Annotated in this window: 18 protein-coding genes and 1 tRNA gene; 5 read left to right on the top strand and 14 right to left on the bottom strand. The window is 65.8% G+C overall.

Going from position 1 to position 18,088, the window contains the following annotated elements; genetic code table 11:
* Positions 1-72: 72 nt before the first annotated feature.
* Positions 73-2,121 carry a hypothetical protein gene (locus tag M0208_RS03010; RefSeq protein ID WP_258890253.1) on the bottom strand — a complete coding sequence of 683 codons (2,049 nt, stop codon included), beginning with the start codon at positions 2,119-2,121 and terminating at the stop codon, positions 73-75.
* Positions 2,122-2,191: 70 nt separating this feature from the next.
* Positions 2,192-4,720, bottom strand: a complete 2,529-nt coding sequence (locus tag M0208_RS03005; RefSeq protein WP_258890252.1) for a TonB-dependent receptor domain-containing protein — start codon at positions 4,718-4,720, stop codon at positions 2,192-2,194.
* A 175-nt stretch (positions 4,721-4,895) separates the two neighbouring features.
* Between M0208_RS03005 and M0208_RS03000 the strand changes: the two genes are divergently transcribed.
* Positions 4,896-5,966, top strand: coding sequence for a LacI family DNA-binding transcriptional regulator (locus tag M0208_RS03000; RefSeq protein ID WP_258890251.1), 1,071 nt, complete (start codon positions 4,896-4,898; stop codon positions 5,964-5,966).
* Here the strand turns inward: M0208_RS03000 and M0208_RS02995 are convergent.
* Complete coding sequence (locus M0208_RS02995; protein WP_258890250.1) at positions 5,956-7,272, bottom strand: MFS transporter; 1,317 nt, start codon at positions 7,270-7,272, stop codon at positions 5,956-5,958. The two genes, M0208_RS03000 and M0208_RS02995, sit on opposite strands and share 11 nt — an antisense overlap.
* Positions 7,273-7,436: 164 nt before the next feature.
* Here M0208_RS02995 and M0208_RS02990 point away from each other — a divergent pair.
* A tRNA-Leu gene (locus tag M0208_RS02990) sits at positions 7,437-7,521 on the top strand.
* A 74-nt stretch (positions 7,522-7,595) separates the two neighbouring features.
* Positions 7,596-8,375 carry an SDR family oxidoreductase gene (locus M0208_RS02985; RefSeq protein WP_258890249.1) on the top strand — a complete coding sequence of 260 codons (780 nt, stop codon included), beginning with the start codon at positions 7,596-7,598 and terminating at the stop codon, positions 8,373-8,375.
* A 3-nt stretch (positions 8,376-8,378) separates the two neighbouring features.
* Here the strand turns inward: M0208_RS02985 and cdd are convergent, their stop codons facing one another.
* Together cdd and M0208_RS02975 are read right to left on the bottom strand one after the other, a co-directional pair.
* Complete coding sequence (cdd, locus tag M0208_RS02980; RefSeq protein WP_258890248.1) at positions 8,379-8,834, bottom strand: cytidine deaminase; 456 nt, start codon at positions 8,832-8,834, stop codon at positions 8,379-8,381.
* 3 nt (positions 8,835-8,837) lie between these two features.
* Positions 8,838-9,320, bottom strand: a complete 483-nt coding sequence (locus tag M0208_RS02975; RefSeq protein ID WP_258890247.1) for a UPF0262 family protein — start codon at positions 9,318-9,320, stop codon at positions 8,838-8,840.
* A gap of 110 nt (positions 9,321-9,430) precedes the next feature.
* Here M0208_RS02975 and M0208_RS02970 point away from each other — a divergent pair, with 110 nt between their 5' ends.
* Both M0208_RS02970 and M0208_RS02965 read left to right on the top strand, forming a co-directional pair.
* Positions 9,431-10,918 carry a replicative DNA helicase gene (locus tag M0208_RS02970; RefSeq protein WP_258890246.1) on the top strand — a complete coding sequence of 496 codons (1,488 nt, stop codon included), beginning with the start codon at positions 9,431-9,433 and terminating at the stop codon, positions 10,916-10,918.
* 11 nt (positions 10,919-10,929) lie between these two features.
* Positions 10,930-11,376, top strand: a complete 447-nt coding sequence (locus M0208_RS02965; protein ID WP_258890245.1) for a cupin domain-containing protein — start codon at positions 10,930-10,932, stop codon at positions 11,374-11,376.
* A gap of 85 nt (positions 11,377-11,461) precedes the next feature.
* On the opposite strand, the gene M0208_RS02960 is transcribed toward M0208_RS02965, so the two are convergent.
* The 9 genes from M0208_RS02960 to M0208_RS02920 form a co-directional block, all read right to left on the bottom strand.
* Positions 11,462-11,611 carry a hypothetical protein gene (locus M0208_RS02960; RefSeq protein ID WP_258890244.1) on the bottom strand — a complete coding sequence of 50 codons (150 nt, stop codon included), beginning with the start codon at positions 11,609-11,611 and terminating at the stop codon, positions 11,462-11,464.
* Between the two features lie 43 nt (positions 11,612-11,654).
* Complete coding sequence (locus tag M0208_RS02955) at positions 11,655-12,332, bottom strand: hypothetical protein (protein WP_258890243.1); 678 nt, start codon at positions 12,330-12,332, stop codon at positions 11,655-11,657.
* 77 nt (positions 12,333-12,409) lie between these two features.
* The gene (locus tag M0208_RS02950; protein ID WP_258890242.1) at positions 12,410-13,168 is read right to left on the bottom strand and encodes a phosphoadenylyl-sulfate reductase; all 759 of its coding nucleotides are present in this window, start codon (positions 13,166-13,168) and stop codon (positions 12,410-12,412) included.
* Positions 13,161-13,610, bottom strand: a complete 450-nt coding sequence (locus M0208_RS02945; RefSeq protein WP_258890241.1) for a DUF934 domain-containing protein — start codon at positions 13,608-13,610, stop codon at positions 13,161-13,163. Before M0208_RS02945 ends, M0208_RS02950 begins: the two co-directional genes overlap by 8 nt.
* On the bottom strand, positions 13,603-15,234 hold the full coding sequence (locus M0208_RS02940) for a nitrite/sulfite reductase (protein WP_258890240.1): 1,632 nt from the start codon (positions 15,232-15,234) through the stop codon (positions 13,603-13,605). The genes M0208_RS02945 and M0208_RS02940 overlap by 8 nt, the downstream gene beginning before the upstream one ends.
* A gap of 249 nt (positions 15,235-15,483) precedes the next feature.
* Positions 15,484-15,780, bottom strand: coding sequence for a DUF2849 domain-containing protein (locus M0208_RS02935; RefSeq protein WP_258890239.1), 297 nt, complete (start codon positions 15,778-15,780; stop codon positions 15,484-15,486).
* Positions 15,777-16,568 (bottom strand): uroporphyrinogen-III C-methyltransferase, encoded by a 792-nt coding sequence (cobA, locus tag M0208_RS02930; RefSeq protein ID WP_258890238.1) that lies wholly within the window; start codon positions 16,566-16,568, stop codon positions 15,777-15,779. The genes M0208_RS02935 and cobA overlap by 4 nt, the downstream gene beginning before the upstream one ends.
* Positions 16,569-16,656: 88 nt before the next feature.
* Entirely contained in the window at positions 16,657-17,037 is a 381-nt protein-coding gene (locus M0208_RS02925) for a cupin domain-containing protein (protein ID WP_258890237.1), read from the bottom strand.
* 105 nt (positions 17,038-17,142) lie between these two features.
* Positions 17,143-18,081, bottom strand: a complete 939-nt coding sequence (locus M0208_RS02920; RefSeq protein ID WP_258890236.1) for a DUF808 domain-containing protein — start codon at positions 18,079-18,081, stop codon at positions 17,143-17,145.
* Positions 18,082-18,088 lie beyond the last annotated feature (7 nt).

Here is an 18,088-nt window from a genome sequence, read left to right as displayed (position 1 = left end):
GTAGGAGAGCGGTGCTTCGACTTCGCTCAGCACGAACGGATTTGGGGTGATTACATCCCGCCAAATTCTGTTCTACCGCGCGCCACCCTTCGGCGGCTGCACCGCGAGGTACACCGTGCTCCACAATTGCGCGGCGTTGGATTCGTCGACGTCCTTCTTTCCCGCGCCGAACGGCACCACCCGATAGCGGCCGTCGCGATATGCCCAAGACCATAGTTCGGAGCTTTGCACCTCGCGCGCCGCAGCGATCACGCGCCACAGCGCGGCCTGCGCGTCGGTCAGCCGCGTGCGGGTCGCCGCGGGAAGGTCGGTCCGCGCCAGTTGCCGCTCCAGCCCGGCGGCGAGCACCGCCTGCTGCCACGACCACACCACCGCGCCATGATAATGCGCGGGGCTGAAGCGCGCCTCCACCGTCGTATCGGCGAGCGCCGGATTGGCGACGAGCAGCCCGATGCCGGTCATCAGACCGGCGGGGAAGGGGCGCATGATCGTTTCGACATAGGTGTCGAGATCGGCGGCAGGCGGATCGCCGAACAGCAGCGCGAACCCCTCGTCGGAATGGATGATCGGCACCGCTCGCCCCGCGGCGTCGAGCGCGATCGCGTGGAAGGCGAGCGGGCGCTTGCCGAGCGCGGCGAGCGCGGGGGCGGCGGGCACGTTCAGGCTCTCTGCATAGGCGCGGATCTGCGGCGCAGCGGTGGCGGCGGGGACCGCGATCTTGAACATCGCGGGCACGCGGGCGCGCCACGTCGCGGCGAGCTTGTCGGCGGTATCCAACGCGGCGCGATCGGCGGGCGACAGATAGGCGTCGAGCAGGCCCGATGCGCGCATCCGTCGCGCAGCGTCGAGCGCGGCGGGCACGAACACCGCGTTCACGTCATAGGCATATCGCCCGCGGCCAATCCCCTCGTCGCTGTCGCGCCATTGGCCAGCCATGCGGCCCTTCTTGACCTCGATCAGCGTGGCGTAGCCGGGTTTCGCCGCGAACGGCTGGGCCTGCGCAATCACGAAGCGCAGGTTGCGGATCAGCGCCTTGCCCGCGGTTTCGTTGTTGCCCGGCGTCACTTCGCTCGGCACTGCGCGCGCGAGCCAGGCCGCACCCCGCGCCTTGCTGGCATGATCGAGCAGATAGGTCGCGGCCACCGGCGCGAGCATGAAGTCGTCGTCGACCATCGCATAGTCGAGCGTCGCGGCGTCGCCGGTTTCGCCGTTCTTGCGCCGTTCGAGCACCGCAAACTCGGACGGCGCCTCTTCATGCGCGACCTCGCCCGCCGCATTCAGCCGCGCCAGCACCGAATTCAGCCCGGCCTCGATCGCGGGCGGTTGCAGCGCGGGCATCAGCAGCCGCACTGACATCAACGTGTCGCGCCCGAAATAAGTGTTGAAGCGCCACGATCCGGCGAGGAATTTCTCGCGGTAGCTGAGGAAGCGCAGCGCATTGCGCGCGACCGGATCGTCGGCGGCGCGATCGTTCAGCAGGTCGGACAGCGCGAGGCCGTGGAGCGGCGTGTCGCCGGTCGCCGCGGTGATCTCGACGCGGATACGTCCGCCCGGCCCCGCGACGATGGCGTCGCGCTCGATCTTTCCCTCGACGACGCGGATGGTCAGCAGATAGCCCGGCGCTCCATCGACGCGATCACGCGCGTAGCTGATCCGGTCGCCAGCGACGGTCATGGCGGTGGCGAGTTCGGGCGGGAAGCGGCCGACCGCCTGATAATCGCGCAGGAAGCGGACATTCGACAGCAGGCCCTGCTTCACCACAAGGCGTGGCGCATCGATCGTCGCGGTCGCGCGGATGCCGTTCAGCGCGCGCCCCTTCTTGTCGGTGAGCGCGATCGGCTGTGGCGCGGCGTCCAGCGTCCAGCGTGCAGGCTTGCCCAGCGTGTCGAACCACAGCCCGACGCCGCTGTTGCCCGCGGGAAAGGCGACAAGAACGCGCGGATCGACGCCCGACCGCAGCAGCAGATGCGCCGCCACATCGGCTTCGCGGACGAAGGCGTTGATATTGTCGCCCTCGGTCAGCTGATACGCCAGTTCGGGCGTCTTTGTCTGCGCCACGGCGTGGGGCACGATCAATGCGCAGGCTACCCCGGCGAGCAGCCACCGAACCATCGACGCCATATCATACTCCCGCGTTCATAATATTGGAGGGCGGCCAGTCGCGCGACCGGCCGCCCTCCCATCGATCGTCTCAGAACTTCAGCGTCAACGACCCGCCGACCGTCGTCCCCACGATGCCGCGGGCGTAGAAGAAGCCGTCGGTGATCGCCTGCGTCTGGCCTGCGCGCGGGTTGCCTTCGGTCAGGCCGACGACGTCGAAGATATTGTCGACGTTGACGTTCGCCTGAAGCCGTTCGCTCAGGTTCAGCGTCACGCCCGCGCTGGTGACCCCGTAGCTGGGCAGCGCCAGGCCGTTGCCGTTGTCGGCGAAGATCTTCCCGACATATTTGTAGCGGCCGTACACCTCGCCCAGTCCGTTCGGCAGCTGGACCACCGGCGTGATCGTGAACAGTTTCGCCGGCGTGCGCTCGGGCCTGTTGCCCTCGAAAACCGCACCCTGATCGACGCCGTCGAGTTGCAGGTTCAGCAGTTTGGGTTTCTGGAACACGCCCTGGAAATTGATCGAGAACCATTCGATCGGCCGCACCAGGAAATCGATCTCGATGCCCTTGGTGCTGAGGTCGGCATTCAAATTCTGCTGCTGCGACGGGTTCAGCGGATTGGCGAAATTATAGTTCTGATCGTCGAAATTGGTCTGGAACACCGTCGCCGAGCCCGAGAAGATGCGGCCGTATTGATAGCGGACGCCCGCTTCGTAAAGTTCGATCGTGGTGACCGGATCGACGTTGTTGGTCTGGAAACCGTTGGCGTAACGCGCATAGACCGACAGATTGGGCGTGATCAGATAGTTCGCGCCGACGGTGTAGGACGCCTTCTTCTGCGTCGCGCGCCGCGTGGTGAACGTGCCGTCGAAGGTGGAGCCGACCGTACGGACGACGCCGCCGACGCCCGCCGGAACCGGTTGATTGACCGCCGCCTGATTGCCGTCGCGCGCCGTGGCGCGGTCGCTTTCCCAGCGGATGCCGGCGTCGACGCGCAGGTCGCCGATCGCGATTTCGTCGTTGGCGTAAAGCGAGACGGTCGAATCCTTGCGCTCGCGAATGCCTGCGCCCCAGTCTCCGTAGGACACCAGGCCGTTGTCGCTCAGCGTGCCGACGACGTTGTTGTTCGCATCCAGCGCCACGATGTCATAGATGTCGCTGTTGGTGCGCACGTCGTTGACGACGCTGGCGGTCGCTGACTGGTCCTGCTTGCGCGTAACATTGTAGTACATCACGCCCGCGGTGAACGAGTTGGTGAAGCTGTCGCTCTCATATTCCCAGCGGCCGCCGACGTTCAGCCCGAAGTCCTTGCCGTCGATGAAGTCGTGGTTCAGCACCGTCCGCTGCAGGAAGCCGTTGCCGTTCAGCGCGTTAAGATCGGCGGTCTGGTTTGAGCCGAGGATCACGCCGGTGCGCAGATTCTTGATCCCGAAACGCTGCGTCGTCGGGAACGCCGTCTGGCCCGCTGTCAGCAGATCGTTGATCGGCGAGCCCGCGCCCGGCGTCAGGTAGTTGACCGCGCTTGTCAGGCCGGCATTACCCGTACCCGACCCTGGGAACAGGCCGTTGAAGTCGTAGGAATATTTGAAATACCGGCCGCGCGCGAACAGATCGATAGACTCGGTCACCGGCTTTTCGAAGTCCAGTCGGATTTGCGCGGTCTTGGTCTTCACGCCGTCGCGATAACGGAACTCCCGGAAACCGCTTTCGTGCGCGAAGGTCGAAACCGGCACCGCGATGTTGCTGAACGCATCCCCGCCGACGTTGCCGAACTGCGTGTCGAGGCTCGGAATACCGCGAATCTTGCCGTCGACGAACGCATAGGGCTGCGTCGCATAATAAGCATATTCGACATCGCCGCCCTTGGCCGACAGCCGGATGAAGCCGCCGTCGTCGAAGCGGTATTCCAGCGCGCCTTTGAGCCGCCAACCGGCATAGTCGAACGGGTTGTCGCGCACACCCGGGCTCGACTGGAAATAGCCGCCGATGTTGAACGCGAGGTTTTCGGTGATCGGCTGCGAATAATAGAGGTCGGCGCGCTTCATACCGTAATCGTAGGCGGTGGCGCGGGCCATTCCTTCGGCCTGGGTGAAGTTCGGGCGCTTGGAGATGAAGTTGATCGTCGCGCCAGCGCCGTTGACGGTCAGCACGCCCGACGAGCCGCCCTTGACCGCTTCGAGCCGGTCGATCGTCAGATCCTGATCGAAGAAGAAATCCGCACCGCCGCCGCTGTACAGGATCGGCAGGCCGTCCTCTTCCAGCTGCACGAAACGCTGTCCGCCGCCCTGCAGGCCGCGCACCGAATAATTGTTCGAAATCTGCCCCGCGGTGCCCTCCACGAAGATGCCCGGAACCAGTTCGAGCAGGTCGGCGGTCGATCGCGGCGCCTTCCGGTCGATCGCATCGCGGTCGGCCAGCGTAATGTCGGCGGATGCGGTGATCAGCGGGCGGTCGCGGGTCGTCTGCCCGGTGACGACGATGTCTTCCTGCGTCGTATCGGCCGGAGCCGCGGGCTGCGTATCGACCGGCCCGGCGACCTGCGCCGCGGCGGGCAGGGCGGACAACGAAGCGCCCAGCAACAGCGTGGCGCGGATGCTAATGCGACGGGTCGTGCTCATGACCTCTCCTCCCTGGATATGCGGACTCGGATCGAGTGGTCCGCTTTGCAACTAAAGTATGAGCGGCATAGCCGATCGCAAAGCCTATGCAAACGTTTGTTGCGGCGAATTGAAAACGTTTTCAGCCGCGATGTTTTCGCGTTGGCAGCGGGCGGTCGCGCGGTATATCCGGGCGATGTCCAGCACCGAGCAGCCTGTCGACGTGACCGGGACGCGTGTCCGCACGATCGTCGACCTCGCGAAGGTCGCGGGCGTGTCGCCGGGCACCGTCTCGCGCGCGCTGGCCGGATCGCCGTTGGTCAATCCGGCGACCCGCGATCGTATCCAGACGCTTGCCGCCGCGCATGATTTCCGGCTGAACCAGATGGCCAGCCGGCTGCGTACGAAGCGCACCGGGGTGATCGGCGTGGTCGTGCCGCTGGGGCATGAACGGCGGCAGCATCTGTCGGACCCGTTCTTCATGACGATGCTGGGTCACCTGGCCGACGCGCTGACCGAGATCGGGTATGATCTGATGCTGTCGCGCGTCATTCCCGACGCGCCCGACTGGCTGGAACGGATCGTCGATTCAGGGATGCTCGACGGCGTACTGCTGCTGGGCCAGTCGGACCAGCGCGCCGCGATCGAGCGGGTCGCCGAACGTTATCGTCCGCTGGTCGTGTGGGGCGGGCTGGACGGCGGGCAGGCGCATTGTTCGGTCGGGACCGACAATCACCGCGGCGGCTGGTTGGCGGGGGAGCATCTGCTGGCGCAGGGCGCGCGCCGGATCGCGTTTCTGGGCGACGTTCACGCGCCCGAACTCGACCTGCGGTTTGCGGGACTCTCGGCGGCGCTGGCCGCCGCGGGCGCCGCCCCGCCGGTAATGCTGGAAACGCATCTGGCGACCGACGTGATGTACGAAGAAATCGCCGTGCATCTCGATCGCCATGGCGGCGCGATCGACGGAATATTCGCAGGCTCGGACGCGATCGCGATGATGACGCTGCGCGCGCTCGCCGATCACGGGATAAAGGTGCCGCACACGGTGCGCGTGGTCGGTTACGACGATCTTCCGCTGGCGGTGCAGACCGTGCCGCGGATCACCACCGTACGGCAGGAATTCGCGGCCGGGGCGAAGGCGATGGTCGAACGGTTGCTGGCGCGGATGGGCGGCGTCGCGATGCCGTCGCTCGTGCTCGCCCCGACGCTCGTCGTCCGCGGATCGAGCGACGCGACGGTCGAGGCCGGCGGCGCGCCTACGCCCTGACGGCGCGCGCCGGGGCGGGCGAAGACCGCACAAACAGGGTCGCGACCGCCGCCGCCAGCATCATCCCGCCCGCCAGCAGCAACACGTTGCGCGCATCCCCGCCCAGCAGGCTGCGATAGAACAACGGCACCGTCAGCGTTTCGATCAGCATCGGCACGACGATGAACATGTTGAAGATGCCCATGTAGATGCCGGTGCGCTCGGGCGGGATGCAGTTGGCCAGCATGATGTACGGCGACCCCATCAGGCTCGCCCAGCCCAGCCCGATGCCGATCATCGGCAGGTAACTCCACGCCTCCTGCGTCATACTGGGCAGCGCCAGCATCCCCAGGCCGCTGAGCGTCATGCACGCGGCATGCACGGGCTTCGCGCCCAGCCGCCGCGTGATCGGCATCAAGGCCAGCGCCGCGACGAACGCGACCGCATTGTAGAAACCGCCGAGCCGCCCGTTGATCAGCGCCGCATCGCGCACCGCGTCGGCCTCCCCGCTGCCGAACATCGACCGCGCCAGCGAAAAGACGACGAACTGCCAGTAACAGAACATGCCGTACCATTGGAACAGCATGGCGAGCGCAAGCTGGCGCATCGGCGTCGGCATTTCGCGCACCGCATCGCGCAGGTCGCGCATCACCTGCGCGGTTCCCGGCGGGCTGGCCGCGGCATGCGCGCGCTCTGCCTCGGTCATTGGCAACTCCGGCACCCGCCACACCGACCAGGCGATGGTGGAGATCGACAGCACCGCGCCGATCGCAAAGGCGATGCGCGTGATGTGCGGGATGCCGTTCGCATCGACCAGGTCGGGGTTCATGCCGAACCAGACGAAGATCGACGGCGCAAGATACGACAGCGTCTGCGCGAGGCCAGTGAAGGCCGATTGCGTGAAGAACCCCGTCGTTCGCTGCGACGGATCGAGCCGGTCGCTGACATAGGCGCGATACGGCTCCATCGTGATGTTGTTGGCGGCGTCCAGCACCCAGAGCAGCGACGCCGCAATCCACAGTTCCGCGCTGTACGGCATCGCGAACAGCGCAAGGCTGCACAGCACCGCGCCGATCAGGAAATACGGCGTGCGCCGCCCGATCCGCGTCACGGTGCGGTCCGACAGCGCGCCGACGATCGGCTGCACGATCAACCCGGTCATCGGCCCCGCCAGCCACAGCAATGGCATCGTCGCCTCGTCCGCGCCAAGATAGCTGTAGATCGGCCCCATGTTCGACTGCTGCAGCCCGAAGCTGAATTGCAGGCCCAGGAAGCCCAGGTTCATCTGCACGATCCGCGCGAGCGACAGCAGCGGTTTACCGGTCATGTCCCGCTCTCTCCCTATGCCGTCTTCGCGCGTTTCGGTTCGCAGACTAGCCGCGCCAACAAACGTTTGTAAATCCGCCTGACGGTGTCCTGACGTCCGTCATTTCCGATCTGGCCAACCGAAAGAAGCTCAATTATAGGCCCCAACTTCGTCGATCGGCACGCGCGGGCGTGGTGGAATTGGTAGACGCGCCGGACTCAAAATCCGGTTCCGCAAGGAGTGTGGGTTCGATTCCCACCGCCCGCACCACCTGTTGCAGATCGCTTGCGCACCTCGCGGCTTCGCTTCATCTCTGTCCTCAAACATGGTGAGAGGATGAGGTTATGGGCGATCGGTTCGCGGGCAAGACGGTGTTCGTCGCGGGGGCGTCGAGCGGGATCAATCTGGCGATCGCGCACGGCTTCGGCAGCGAAGGCGCGAAGGTCGTCGTGCTCAGCCGCAGCGCGGAGAAGATCGAGGCGGCGGCGCAGGGCCTGCGTGACGCCGGGGTCGACGCGTTCGGCATCGCGTGCGACGTGCGCGACTATCCGGGGCTGGAGGCGGCCTATGCGCAGACCGCCGAACGCTACGGCAAGATCGACGTGCTGATCTCGGGTGCGGCGGGCAATTTCCTGGCGCCCGCGATCAAGATGAGCGCGAATGCGTTCAAGACGGTGATCGACATCGACCTGCTCGGCACGTTCAACGTCTTCCGCGCCAGCTTCGATCATCTGAACAAGCCCGGCGCGTCGCTGATCGCGATCACCGCGGGGCAGGCGGTGCATCCGATGTCGTTCCAGGTCCACGCCTGCGCGGCGAAGGCGGGGGTCAACATGGTCACCAAATGCCTGGCGCTGGAATGGGGACCGGCCGGGGTACGCGTGAACGCGATTTCGCCCGGCCCGATCGCCGATACCGAAGGAATGGCGCGGCTCGCCGATCCGGTGCGTGAGAAGCAGATTAAGGGCCGCCTGGCGCTGCGCGACTATGGCCAGAAGACCGACATCGCCGACGCCGCCATGTATCTGTCCAGCGACGCGGCGAAATACGTCACCGGTACGATCCTGAACGTCGACGGCGGCAGCGATCTGGGCGACGCAAGCGCGAACGCGCTGGCGCAATAAGCCTCAGCGCGCCCGGCCGATTCCCAGATCGGCCGGGCCGAACGCATCGGGCAACAGGTCGGACAGCAGATACTCGTGCAACCCGTCACCCTCCGCCCCGGCGCAATAGACGCGCAGGTCGCGTCCACCGATCTGCGCCGCTTCGTTCAGCACCTGGCGGCACCGCCCGCACGGGCGCACCACATCCTCGCCATGCGCGATGCCGTCCCGCATCATCCCGCCGATCACGCCGATCGCCACCACGTCGCCCAGCCGCCCCGCGGCGCTCGCGGTGGCGATCGCGACCGTCTCGGCGCATAGCGACAGGCCGTAACTGGCGTTCTCGACATTCGCGCCGGTCACGACGCTGCCGTCGGTCAGCAGCACCGCCGCCCCGACCGCGAAATTTGAATAAGGCGCGTGCGCATGGCGCGCCGCCGCGCGCGCCGCCGCGATCAGCCGTGCCGCTTGGTCATTCATTCATCAGCCCCGGATGTGGAGGACGCAGATCAGCGTGAACAGCCGCCGCGCGGTGTCGAAATCGATCTCGATCTTGCCTTCCAGCCGCTCCTTCAGCAACTCGGCTGCCTCGTTGTGGATGCTGCGACGCGCCATGTCGACCGTCTCGATCTGTTGCGGCGTCGACTGACGTATCGCCTGGAAGTAGCTGTCACAGATCGCGAAATAGTCCTTGATCGGGCGACGGAAGCGCCCCAGCCCCAGGATCAGCGTTTCCAGCGGCGTATCGTCCTCGCGCCGGATCTGGATCGCCAGCCGCCCTTCCTCGACCGACAATGCGATCCGGTACGGCCCGGCGTAACCGTCAGGATGCTCCCGCTGCGGCGCGAAATGATTTCCCTCGATCAGGTCGAAGATCGCGATCCGCCGTTCCTGCTCGATGTCCGCCGACCGCCACAGGATCGTGCGTTCGTCGAGCTCGACATGGATGATCCGCGGGTCGGCCATCAGGTTTCGATAGAGACGAACTTTGCTTCCGTCACCATCCCCGTCATTCACAGCACAAATCGACGCAACCCGCTTGAGCTATCGGCCTTGCGCCCCGTAAGACCGCACCGATGGCCACTCTTGCATTCCCGATCCCCGCCGCGCCCGACGCTCCGCAGCTGCCACGCAACGTCGAGGCGGAGGCCGCGATGCTGGGCGCGATGATGATCGACAACCGGCTGGCCGACGACATCGTTGACCGGCTGGAGCCGCAGCACTTCTACGAACCGCTCCACGGCCGCATCTTCGCCGCGATCAAGACGCTGCGCGGCAACGACATGCTCGCTACGCCGGTGACGCTGCGGCCCATGTTCGACGCGGACGAGGGGATGAAGGAGCTGGGCGGGCCGTCCTATCTCGCCAGCCTGACGGGGTCGGGCGCGGGGCTGATCGGCGCGCGGCAGTTTGCGACGCAGATCTACGACCTGGCGATGCTGCGCGCGCTGGTGACGGTGGGGCGCACGCTCGTCGATCGCGCGATGGACACCTCCGAAGAGGTCAATCCGCGCGGGCAGATCGAGCTGGCCGAAGAGGAATTGTTCAAGGTCGCGGCCGACGGCGGCGCGGAATCGAGTGTGAAGACCTTCGCGCAAGCCACGACGATGGCTGTGAAAATGGCCGAGCGTGCGCTGAATTCGGGCGGCAACCTGTCGGGCGTGACGACGGGGATCGAAAGCATCAACGCCAAGATCGGCGGCATGCATCATTCCGATCTGATGATCCTGGCCGGACGTCCCGGCATGGGGAAGACCTCGCTGGCCACCAACATCGCCTTCAACGCCGCGCGGCGCTGGATGCGCGACATGGCCGACGGCATCGCGCCCGCCGATTCGGTCGGGGCGAAGGTCGCGTTCTTCAGCCTGGAAATGTCGGCGGATCAGCTGGCGACCCGTATCCTGGCCGAACAATCGGGGATCAGTTCGGAAAGCCTGCGCATGGGCAAGATCAGCCGGTCCGAGTTCGGGCAATTGGCGGCGGCGGCGGCCGAGCTGGAGAACCTGCCGCTGTTCATCGACGATACCGGCGGGCTGTCGATCGGCGCGCTGCACACGCGCGTGCGGCGGCTGCAGCGGCGGCACAATAACGAGATAGGGCTGGTGGTGGTCGACTACCTCCAGTTGCTCAGCGGATCGGGCAAGACCGGAGACGGTAACCGCGTGCAGGAAATATCCGAGATCAGCCGCGGTCTGAAGACGCTGGCGAAGGATCTGAACGTCCCCGTGCTGGCGCTGTCGCAGCTCAGCCGTGCGGTCGAACAGCGCGAGGACAAGACGCCGATGCTGTCCGACCTGCGCGAATCAGGATCGATCGAGCAGGACGCCGACATGGTGTGGTTCGTCTATCGCGAGGATTATTACGTCGCGTCGAAGGAGCCGAAGCGCCCGATCGAGGGCGACAGCGCCAAGATATTCGAGGATCACGCTACTTGGGCCGCGGATATGGAGCGCGTCTATGGCCTGGCCGAACTGATCGTCGCGAAACAGCGCCACGGTTCGACCGGCAAGGTGCGGATGAAATTCGACCCGACGATCACCAAATTCTCGGACTTGGCCTATTGAGGAGGGCGGACATGCCGCGGATCGACCTGGACGCGATCGCGCCGATTTCGGGGACTGGCTACCCGGCACCCTTCGACGACACCGCGGGCGATCGCCGCATCCGGCAATTGTCGAAGCCGGGCGGGATCACCGATTTCGAGATCAATCATGTCGCGCTGCCCGAAGGCGCATGGTCGAGCCAGCGGCACTGGCATGAGGGCGAGGACGAGTTTGTCGTCCTGCTGTCGGGCCGCGCGACCTTGATCGACGACGCGGGAGAAACCCTGCTCGCCGCCGGGGATTGCGTCGCCTTTCCGAAGAACGATCGCAACGGGCATCACCTGATCGGCGGGGAAGGCGGATGCACTTTCGTCGTGTGGGGCGTGCCGGAGAAGACGCCGTGCCATTATCCCGACATCGATCTGCTGCTGAACGCGTCGGACGGTATCTACCGCCACAAAAACGGGACGCCCTACTGAAAGCCGGTCACTTCTCCGGAAACGGCTTCACCATCACCGACCCGCCCTTCGGGATCGGGCCGATATGGGCCTTGATCGTCGCATATTACGGATGCGTCTTCGGATAGCGGAATTGCCCGTCACCGACAGCGCCACCCGCACCCGTCGCGCGCAGGTTCAGCACGATCGTGCCGTCCGCCTCTTCGGTCGCGATGCCGATCGTCTCCGGCGCGGCGTCTTGCGTATTGCTCTGCATCGCGTTTCCTTCGCCCGCCTTCCGCTCCTCAGCCTGCACGCAACTAGCGGCCGCCAAGAGGATTGTCGCGCCAATAGGCGTCCAGGGCAGGCGTGTTGATCGAGCCATGCGATCCTCCATAATAGCGTGCCGCGCTTTCGGCATAACTCTCGGACTGGCCCGCGGCTCCGGGTTGCGTCTCATAGGACGGCAGTGCGCCGATGTCGGCTTTGCGCGCCGCGTTGAACGCCGGGCTTGCCGAATTGAGAGAACCGGACACCATCGCATCCACTGCATGCGCGGATTCGTGGATGACCAGATTGGCCGAGCCATGCCCTTCACCCGTCGCGGCGCGCCCGCGCTGCTGCACGCCTTTGAGGTCCGCCGCATAGTCGGTCACTGAATCTTGGCAGGCGACCACCTTCGTGCCCGCAGCGTCCATCTGCCGCGGCGCGGTGACCGGCATCTTGGAGAGTTCGGCCACGACCAGATCGACGTCGGCCTGATCGCCCGTTCCGCCAGCCTCGACCAATTTGCGGGCGAGGCGTTCGTTCTCGGGCATGTTCGCCGTGCTGCCCTGCACCTCTTCGACGATCGATTTGGCGATGTCCCTGACGGTGTGGACGACGTTGTCGAAGAAATCGCCGATGCCGTCGAGGAAGTTTGACGGGGCGGGGGACGGGGGCGCCGCTTGCGGCACGGGGGGTGGCGCACTTCGCACCGAACTGTCGACCGCGTTCATGCGCGCTCTCCTCGATTGGTTGGTCGAGGATTAGCGCGGGGATGAAAAGCTGGCTCTAATTGAAACGCTTAGGGCGGTCAGAACACCGGTTCCTCGCCCGGTTTCTCAGGCACGTGGATGCCGCATTCCACCTTTTCCCACCCGCGCCAGCGTCCCGCGCGGGGGTCTTCGCCCGGCATCACCTTCGACGTGCACGGCTTGCAGCCGATCGAGAGATATCCGTCCGCCTCAAGCGGATGGCGTGGAAGTTCGTGCGCGTCGAAATAGGCGTCGAGCCGCGCCTTGTCCCAGTCGGCGAGCGGGTTGAGTTTCAGGCGGCCCTCATCCTCCTCGAACCGCGGCAACGCGCGGCGGGTGCCCGATTGGAACCCCTTGCGCCCCGAAATCCACGCATCGAAGGGCGCGAGCGCGCGGCGCAGCGGCTCGACCTTGCGCAGGTCGCAGCAGCCATCCGGGTCGTAGGACCAGCGCAGGCCGGTCGGGTCTTTCTCCGCCAGCAGGCGCGGATCGGGACGGAACACGCGCAGATCGCTGAACCCGAGTTTCTCGGAAAGTTCATCTCTATATTCAAGCGTTTCGCCGAACATCTTCTGCGTGTTCGTAAAGATCACCGGGACGTCGCGATCGATCCGGGAGATCATATGCAGCAGCACCGCCGATTCCGCCCCGAACGACGACACCGCGGCGATGCGGTCCTTCAGTTCGCCGGTCAGCAATTCGGCGAGCATATCCTGCGCCGACACGCCCGCGAAGCGCGCCTCATATATCGCCGCATCGTCGGCGGTGAACGCCGGCGTCACGTCGATCATGTCGAGGACGCGCGCGGCGTCAGCCATGCCGCAGCTTCCAGACGGGAACTGAGGCATCGGCGGCCGACTGATAGTCGAATTCGTAGCGGTCGAGGCTGCGCTGGAGCGTCGCGGCGTCGATCGGTGCCTCGGGCGCGAAACTGTCGAAACCGCAGCGGCGCATGAACGCCACCTGGTCGACCAGCACGTCGCCCGCCGCACGGAGTTCGCCGGTATATCCGCCCTCGCGCAGGATACGCGCCGCCGAATAACCGCGACCGTCGCGGAACGACGGGAAACTCACCTCTACCAGCGCGATCTGTTCGATGTGCGGCAGCAACGCGCGCGCATCGTCGCCCGCCTCCAGCCGCACCGCGCCCGCATTGCTCTGCGCAGCGAGGAAGCTGTCGAGCGTCTCGGCAGGCTCGTCATGCGCCTCGTCGTCGCGAAAGCGGAGGAGCGCATCGGTCTTTCCAGCCAGATCACCCATAGATCGCCTCCTTGAACGTATCCATGCCGACCCGGCGGTAGGTGTCGAGGAAGCGTTCGCCGTCCTCGCGGACCTGCACATATTTGTCGGTCACGCGTTCGATCGCGTCGACGATGCCGTCTTCGGAAAAGCCGGGGCCGGTGATCTTGCCGAGGCTCACGTCCTCCGCACCCGACCCGCCGAGCAGCAACTGGTAATTTTCGGTGCCCTTCTTGTCGACGCCGAGAATGCCGATGTGCCCCGCGTGATGGTGGCCGCAGGCGTTGATGCAGCCGCTGATCTTCAGCTTCAGCTCGCCCAGATCACGTTGCCGCGCCGGATCGGCGAAACGCTGCGCGATCTTCTGCGCGACCGGAATCGAGCGGGCATTGGCCAGGCTGCAGTAGTCAAGGCCGGGGCAGGCGATGATGTCGCTGATAAGGTCCAGGTTCGCCTCGGCGAGCCCCGCCTCGTTCAGCGCCTGCCACATCGGATACAGATCGGCCGCGCGGACGTGCGGCAGGACGATGTTCTGCGCGTGGGTGACGCGCAGTTCGTCGAAGCTGAAACGCTCGGCGAGATCGGCCATCACGTCGATCTGGTCGGCCGACGCATCGCCGGGGATGCCGCCGATCGGCTTCAGGCTGATGTTGACGATGGCGTAGCCGGGTTGCTTGTGCGGCTTCACATTCTGGTCGACCCACAATGCGAAATCGGGATCGCTGCGGTCGACGTCGCCGGATGCACCGGACTCAAAATCCGGTGCGACGAAGAACGCCGTGATCCGATCGAATTCAGCCTGCGGCGGATCGATACCGAGCGCCTTCACCGCGATGAACTCCTCCGCGACCTGACGGCGATATTCGTCCGCGCCCAGTTCGTGGAGCAGGATCTTGATCCGCGCTTTGTAGATGTTGTCGCGTCGGCCGTAGCGATTGTACACGCGCAGGCACGCCTCGAGATAGCTCAGCAGATCGTCGGCGGTGACGAACTCGTTGATTTCGGGCGCGACCATCGGCGTGCGGCCCATGCCCCCGCCGACGAACACGCGCGCGCCGAGCACACCGTCACGTGTCACCAGCTCGATGCCGATATCGTGCAGCCGCATCGCCGCGCGATCTTCGGGGGAAGCGATCACCGCGATCTTGAACTTCCGCGGCAGGTAACTGAATTCGGGGTGGAAGCTGGACCATTGGCGGATCAGTTCGGCCCACGGGCGCGGATCGGCGACCTCGTCCGCGGCTGCCCCGGCGTACTGATCGCTGCTGATGTTGCGGATGCAGTTCCCGCTGGTCTGGATCGCGTGCATCTCGACCTTTGCCAGATCGGCGAGGATGTCGGGCGCGTCCTCCAGCTTGATCCAATTGTACTGGATGTTCTGCCGCGTCGTGAAATGCCCGTAACCGCGATCGTACTTGCGTGCGATATGCCCCAGCATCCGCATTTGCCGCCCGTCGAGCGTGCCGTACGGCACCGCGACGCGCAGCATATAGGCGTGAAGTTGCAGGTACAGGCCGTTCATCAGCCTGAGCGGCTTGAACTGATCCTCGGTGATCTGCCCCGCCAGGCGGCGCTTCACCTGATCGCGAAATTCGTCGACACGCGCATCGACGATCGCCTGGTCGTAGGTATCGTATTTATACATGGGTCGGTCCCGTGAGTTTGTTCACGCGAAGGCGCGGGGGCGCGAAGAGAAAAAGTTTGTTCGCGCAGAGGCGCAGAGACGCAGAGGTGTCGTACGCGCGGCAATCGTCCGGGTCAGCGGAAAACGAAATGGATTCGGCTAGCGATGATAGTCGCCGCTGCGCGGCAAGCACGCCATCTCTGCGCCTCCGCGTCTCTGCGCGAACCATCTTCTTTCCTTCTTCGCGCCCTCGCGCCTTCGCGTGAACGATCATATCACCCAACTTCCTGCCTCCGGGTCCGCAGGCTTCAGCGTCAGGTCGGGCCGCACCGTTGGCCCGAGCGCGCGGATGCGATCCTTGATGTGGGCGGGGCGGGGGCCTTCGGGGGTGGCGGCGGCGTCGATCACATAGGGTGCGTTGACGCGGCGCGCGCCTTCCTCGGCGTGGGCGATGGCGTCGCCCTGGTCCCCGACGTCCGCGGCATCCTCGACATGGCGCGACCAGCCACTGCCGGTCCACCACGTCACATCGCCGGTCGGCAGGTCGTTTCCGGTCAGCAGTTTCATGCGCTCAAACTCTCCGCAGCCTTCGCCCAGGTGGCCAGTTTATCTTCCGCATCGGACAGTTCGACGACCTCGCCGACGACGATGATCGCCGGGCTCTGAACGCCCTCGCGCGTCACCATCGGACCGAGATCGGCGAGCAAGGTCTTCAGCGCGCGATGCCCGGCCAGCGTGCCCTTTTCCAGCACCGCCACCGGCATGTCGGGCGCGACGCCGTCGGCCATCAGCTTATCGGCGATGTCGTTGGCGGTCGCCACGCCCATGTAGATCACCAGCGTCCGGCCTTGCCCGGCGAGGCCCGACCAATCTTGTTCCGACAAACCCTTGCACTGTCCCGCAACGAAGCTGACCGCGCTGGAATGATCGCGGTGCGTCAGCGGCAACATCGCCTCCGCCGCGCAACCGAGCGCTGCCGAGACCCCGGGGATCACCTCGACCGGGAGGCCCGCCGCACGCACCGCCTCCACCTCTTCGCCGCCGCGGCCGAAGATGAACGGATCGCCGCCCTTCAGTCGGACAACGATCGCCCCGGTGCGGACGTGCGCCACGATCAGCGCGTTGATCGCGTCCTGCGGCAACGTGTGCCGCGCACGCTTCTTGGCCACCGAGATACGCTGTGCCGCGGGCGGCGCGATGTCCAGCACGCGCGGGTCGATCAACCCATCATGCACGACCACATCGGCGGCACGGAGCGCCTCCACCGCGCGGACGGTCAGCAGCCCCGGATCACCCGGACCTGCGCCGACGAGAATGACGCGCCCACGCGCATCGGGATCGAGAAGTGTCGCCATGCGCAGCAAATGGTCTTTTGGGGGCTACGCGACAACCGACTGTTGCTTGGCGCTGCCCTAGCCCAGCTTTCGCGCCGCCGCCGCGCGATCATTCGACAATATGGAAATCCGGGTTCGCCGGATCGACATAGGCGCTCTGCAACGTGAGGATGCTGCACCCCGTTCGCGATTCATGCGGGCCATGAACCACCCCGGTCGGATGTGTTACGAACGCGCCGGGCATGAGCGTTTCGCCCGCGTTGATGAAGTCGCCGCTCAGCACGTAATGCGCCTCCGGACCGTCATTGTGGTAATGAGCGGGAATACGCGCGCCGGGTTCGATATGAATGATCGTCGTGACCAGGCCGCGATCGGCGTCGACGTTGACCAATGTGGCGGTCACTCCGCCTTCGGTCGCCCCGGGGATGGGAAACGGCACGGGTTCGACCTGGCCGGTCTGAACGACAAGTGACTCACCGTCGATCTGCATCGCGTGCTCCTCCCCGGATCGGCCCTGGTCTCAGGAGTACAGCGGATCGATGACACTTTTCGTACGCTGCGGCGACCGATGCTCGGCGCATCGGGCCGGACGCGATCAGTGCTTCCCGCGCGCCTTGCCGACCGCGGTCACCACAAACGCGATGATACCGCCGACGATCAGCCCGACGATGCCCGATCCGATCGCGGTGACGATCCACGCCACGGCGGGTCCGACCGCCGCGGTCGCCGCGCCGGCGTGGTCCGATACCTCGTGCAGCCAGTGCGCCGGTCCCGCAAAGCCCAGCACCTCCGCGCCATGCAGCAGAATCCCGCCGCCGACCCAGATCATCGCCGCAGTGCCGATCACGGACAATGCGCTCAGCAGATAGGGCACGCCCTTCACCAGCGCGCGGCCGATCGCTTGCGTCGCGCTCGACTGGCGCTGCGCCAGATGCAGCCCCACGTCGTCCGCCTTCACGATCATCGCGACCACGCCGTACACGCCGACCGTGATGACCAGCGCGACCAGCGCCAGCGTCACGCCCTGCGTCACGATCGGCCGATCCGACACTTCGTTCAGGGCGATCGCCATGATCTCCGCCGACAGGATGAAATCGGTGCGGATCGCGCCCGCGACCTGGCGTTTCTCCAGTTCCTCAGGACTGGCGGCGGCGACTTCCTCCGCGCCGTCGCCGTGCCCGGTCAGCGCATGGATCACCTTTTCCGCGCCCTCGAAACACAGATACGCGCCGCCGATCATCAGCAGCGGCGTGACCGCCCACGGTGCGAACGCACTCAGCAGCAGCGCGGCGGGCAGCAGGAACAGCAATTTGTTGCGCAGCGACCCCAGCGCGATCTTCCAGATGATCGGCAGTTCGCGGGCAGGGCTCAGGCCCACGACGTAGCGCGGGGTCACCGCGGTATCGTCGACCACCACGCCCGCGGCCTTCGTCCCGGCCTTCGCCGCGGCGGCCCCCACATCATCCAGCGACGCCGCCGCCAGCTTCGCCATCCCGGCGATATCGTCCAGAAGCGCTACGAGTCCGCCGGCCATGAAAGTC

The sequence above is a fragment of the Sphingomonas sp. SUN019 genome, assembly GCF_024758705.1.
Classification (GTDB): domain Bacteria; phylum Pseudomonadota; class Alphaproteobacteria; order Sphingomonadales; family Sphingomonadaceae; genus Sphingomonas.
Note: the sequence above shows the minus strand (reverse complement) of the source record. Positions and strands in the feature narration are given on the sequence as shown.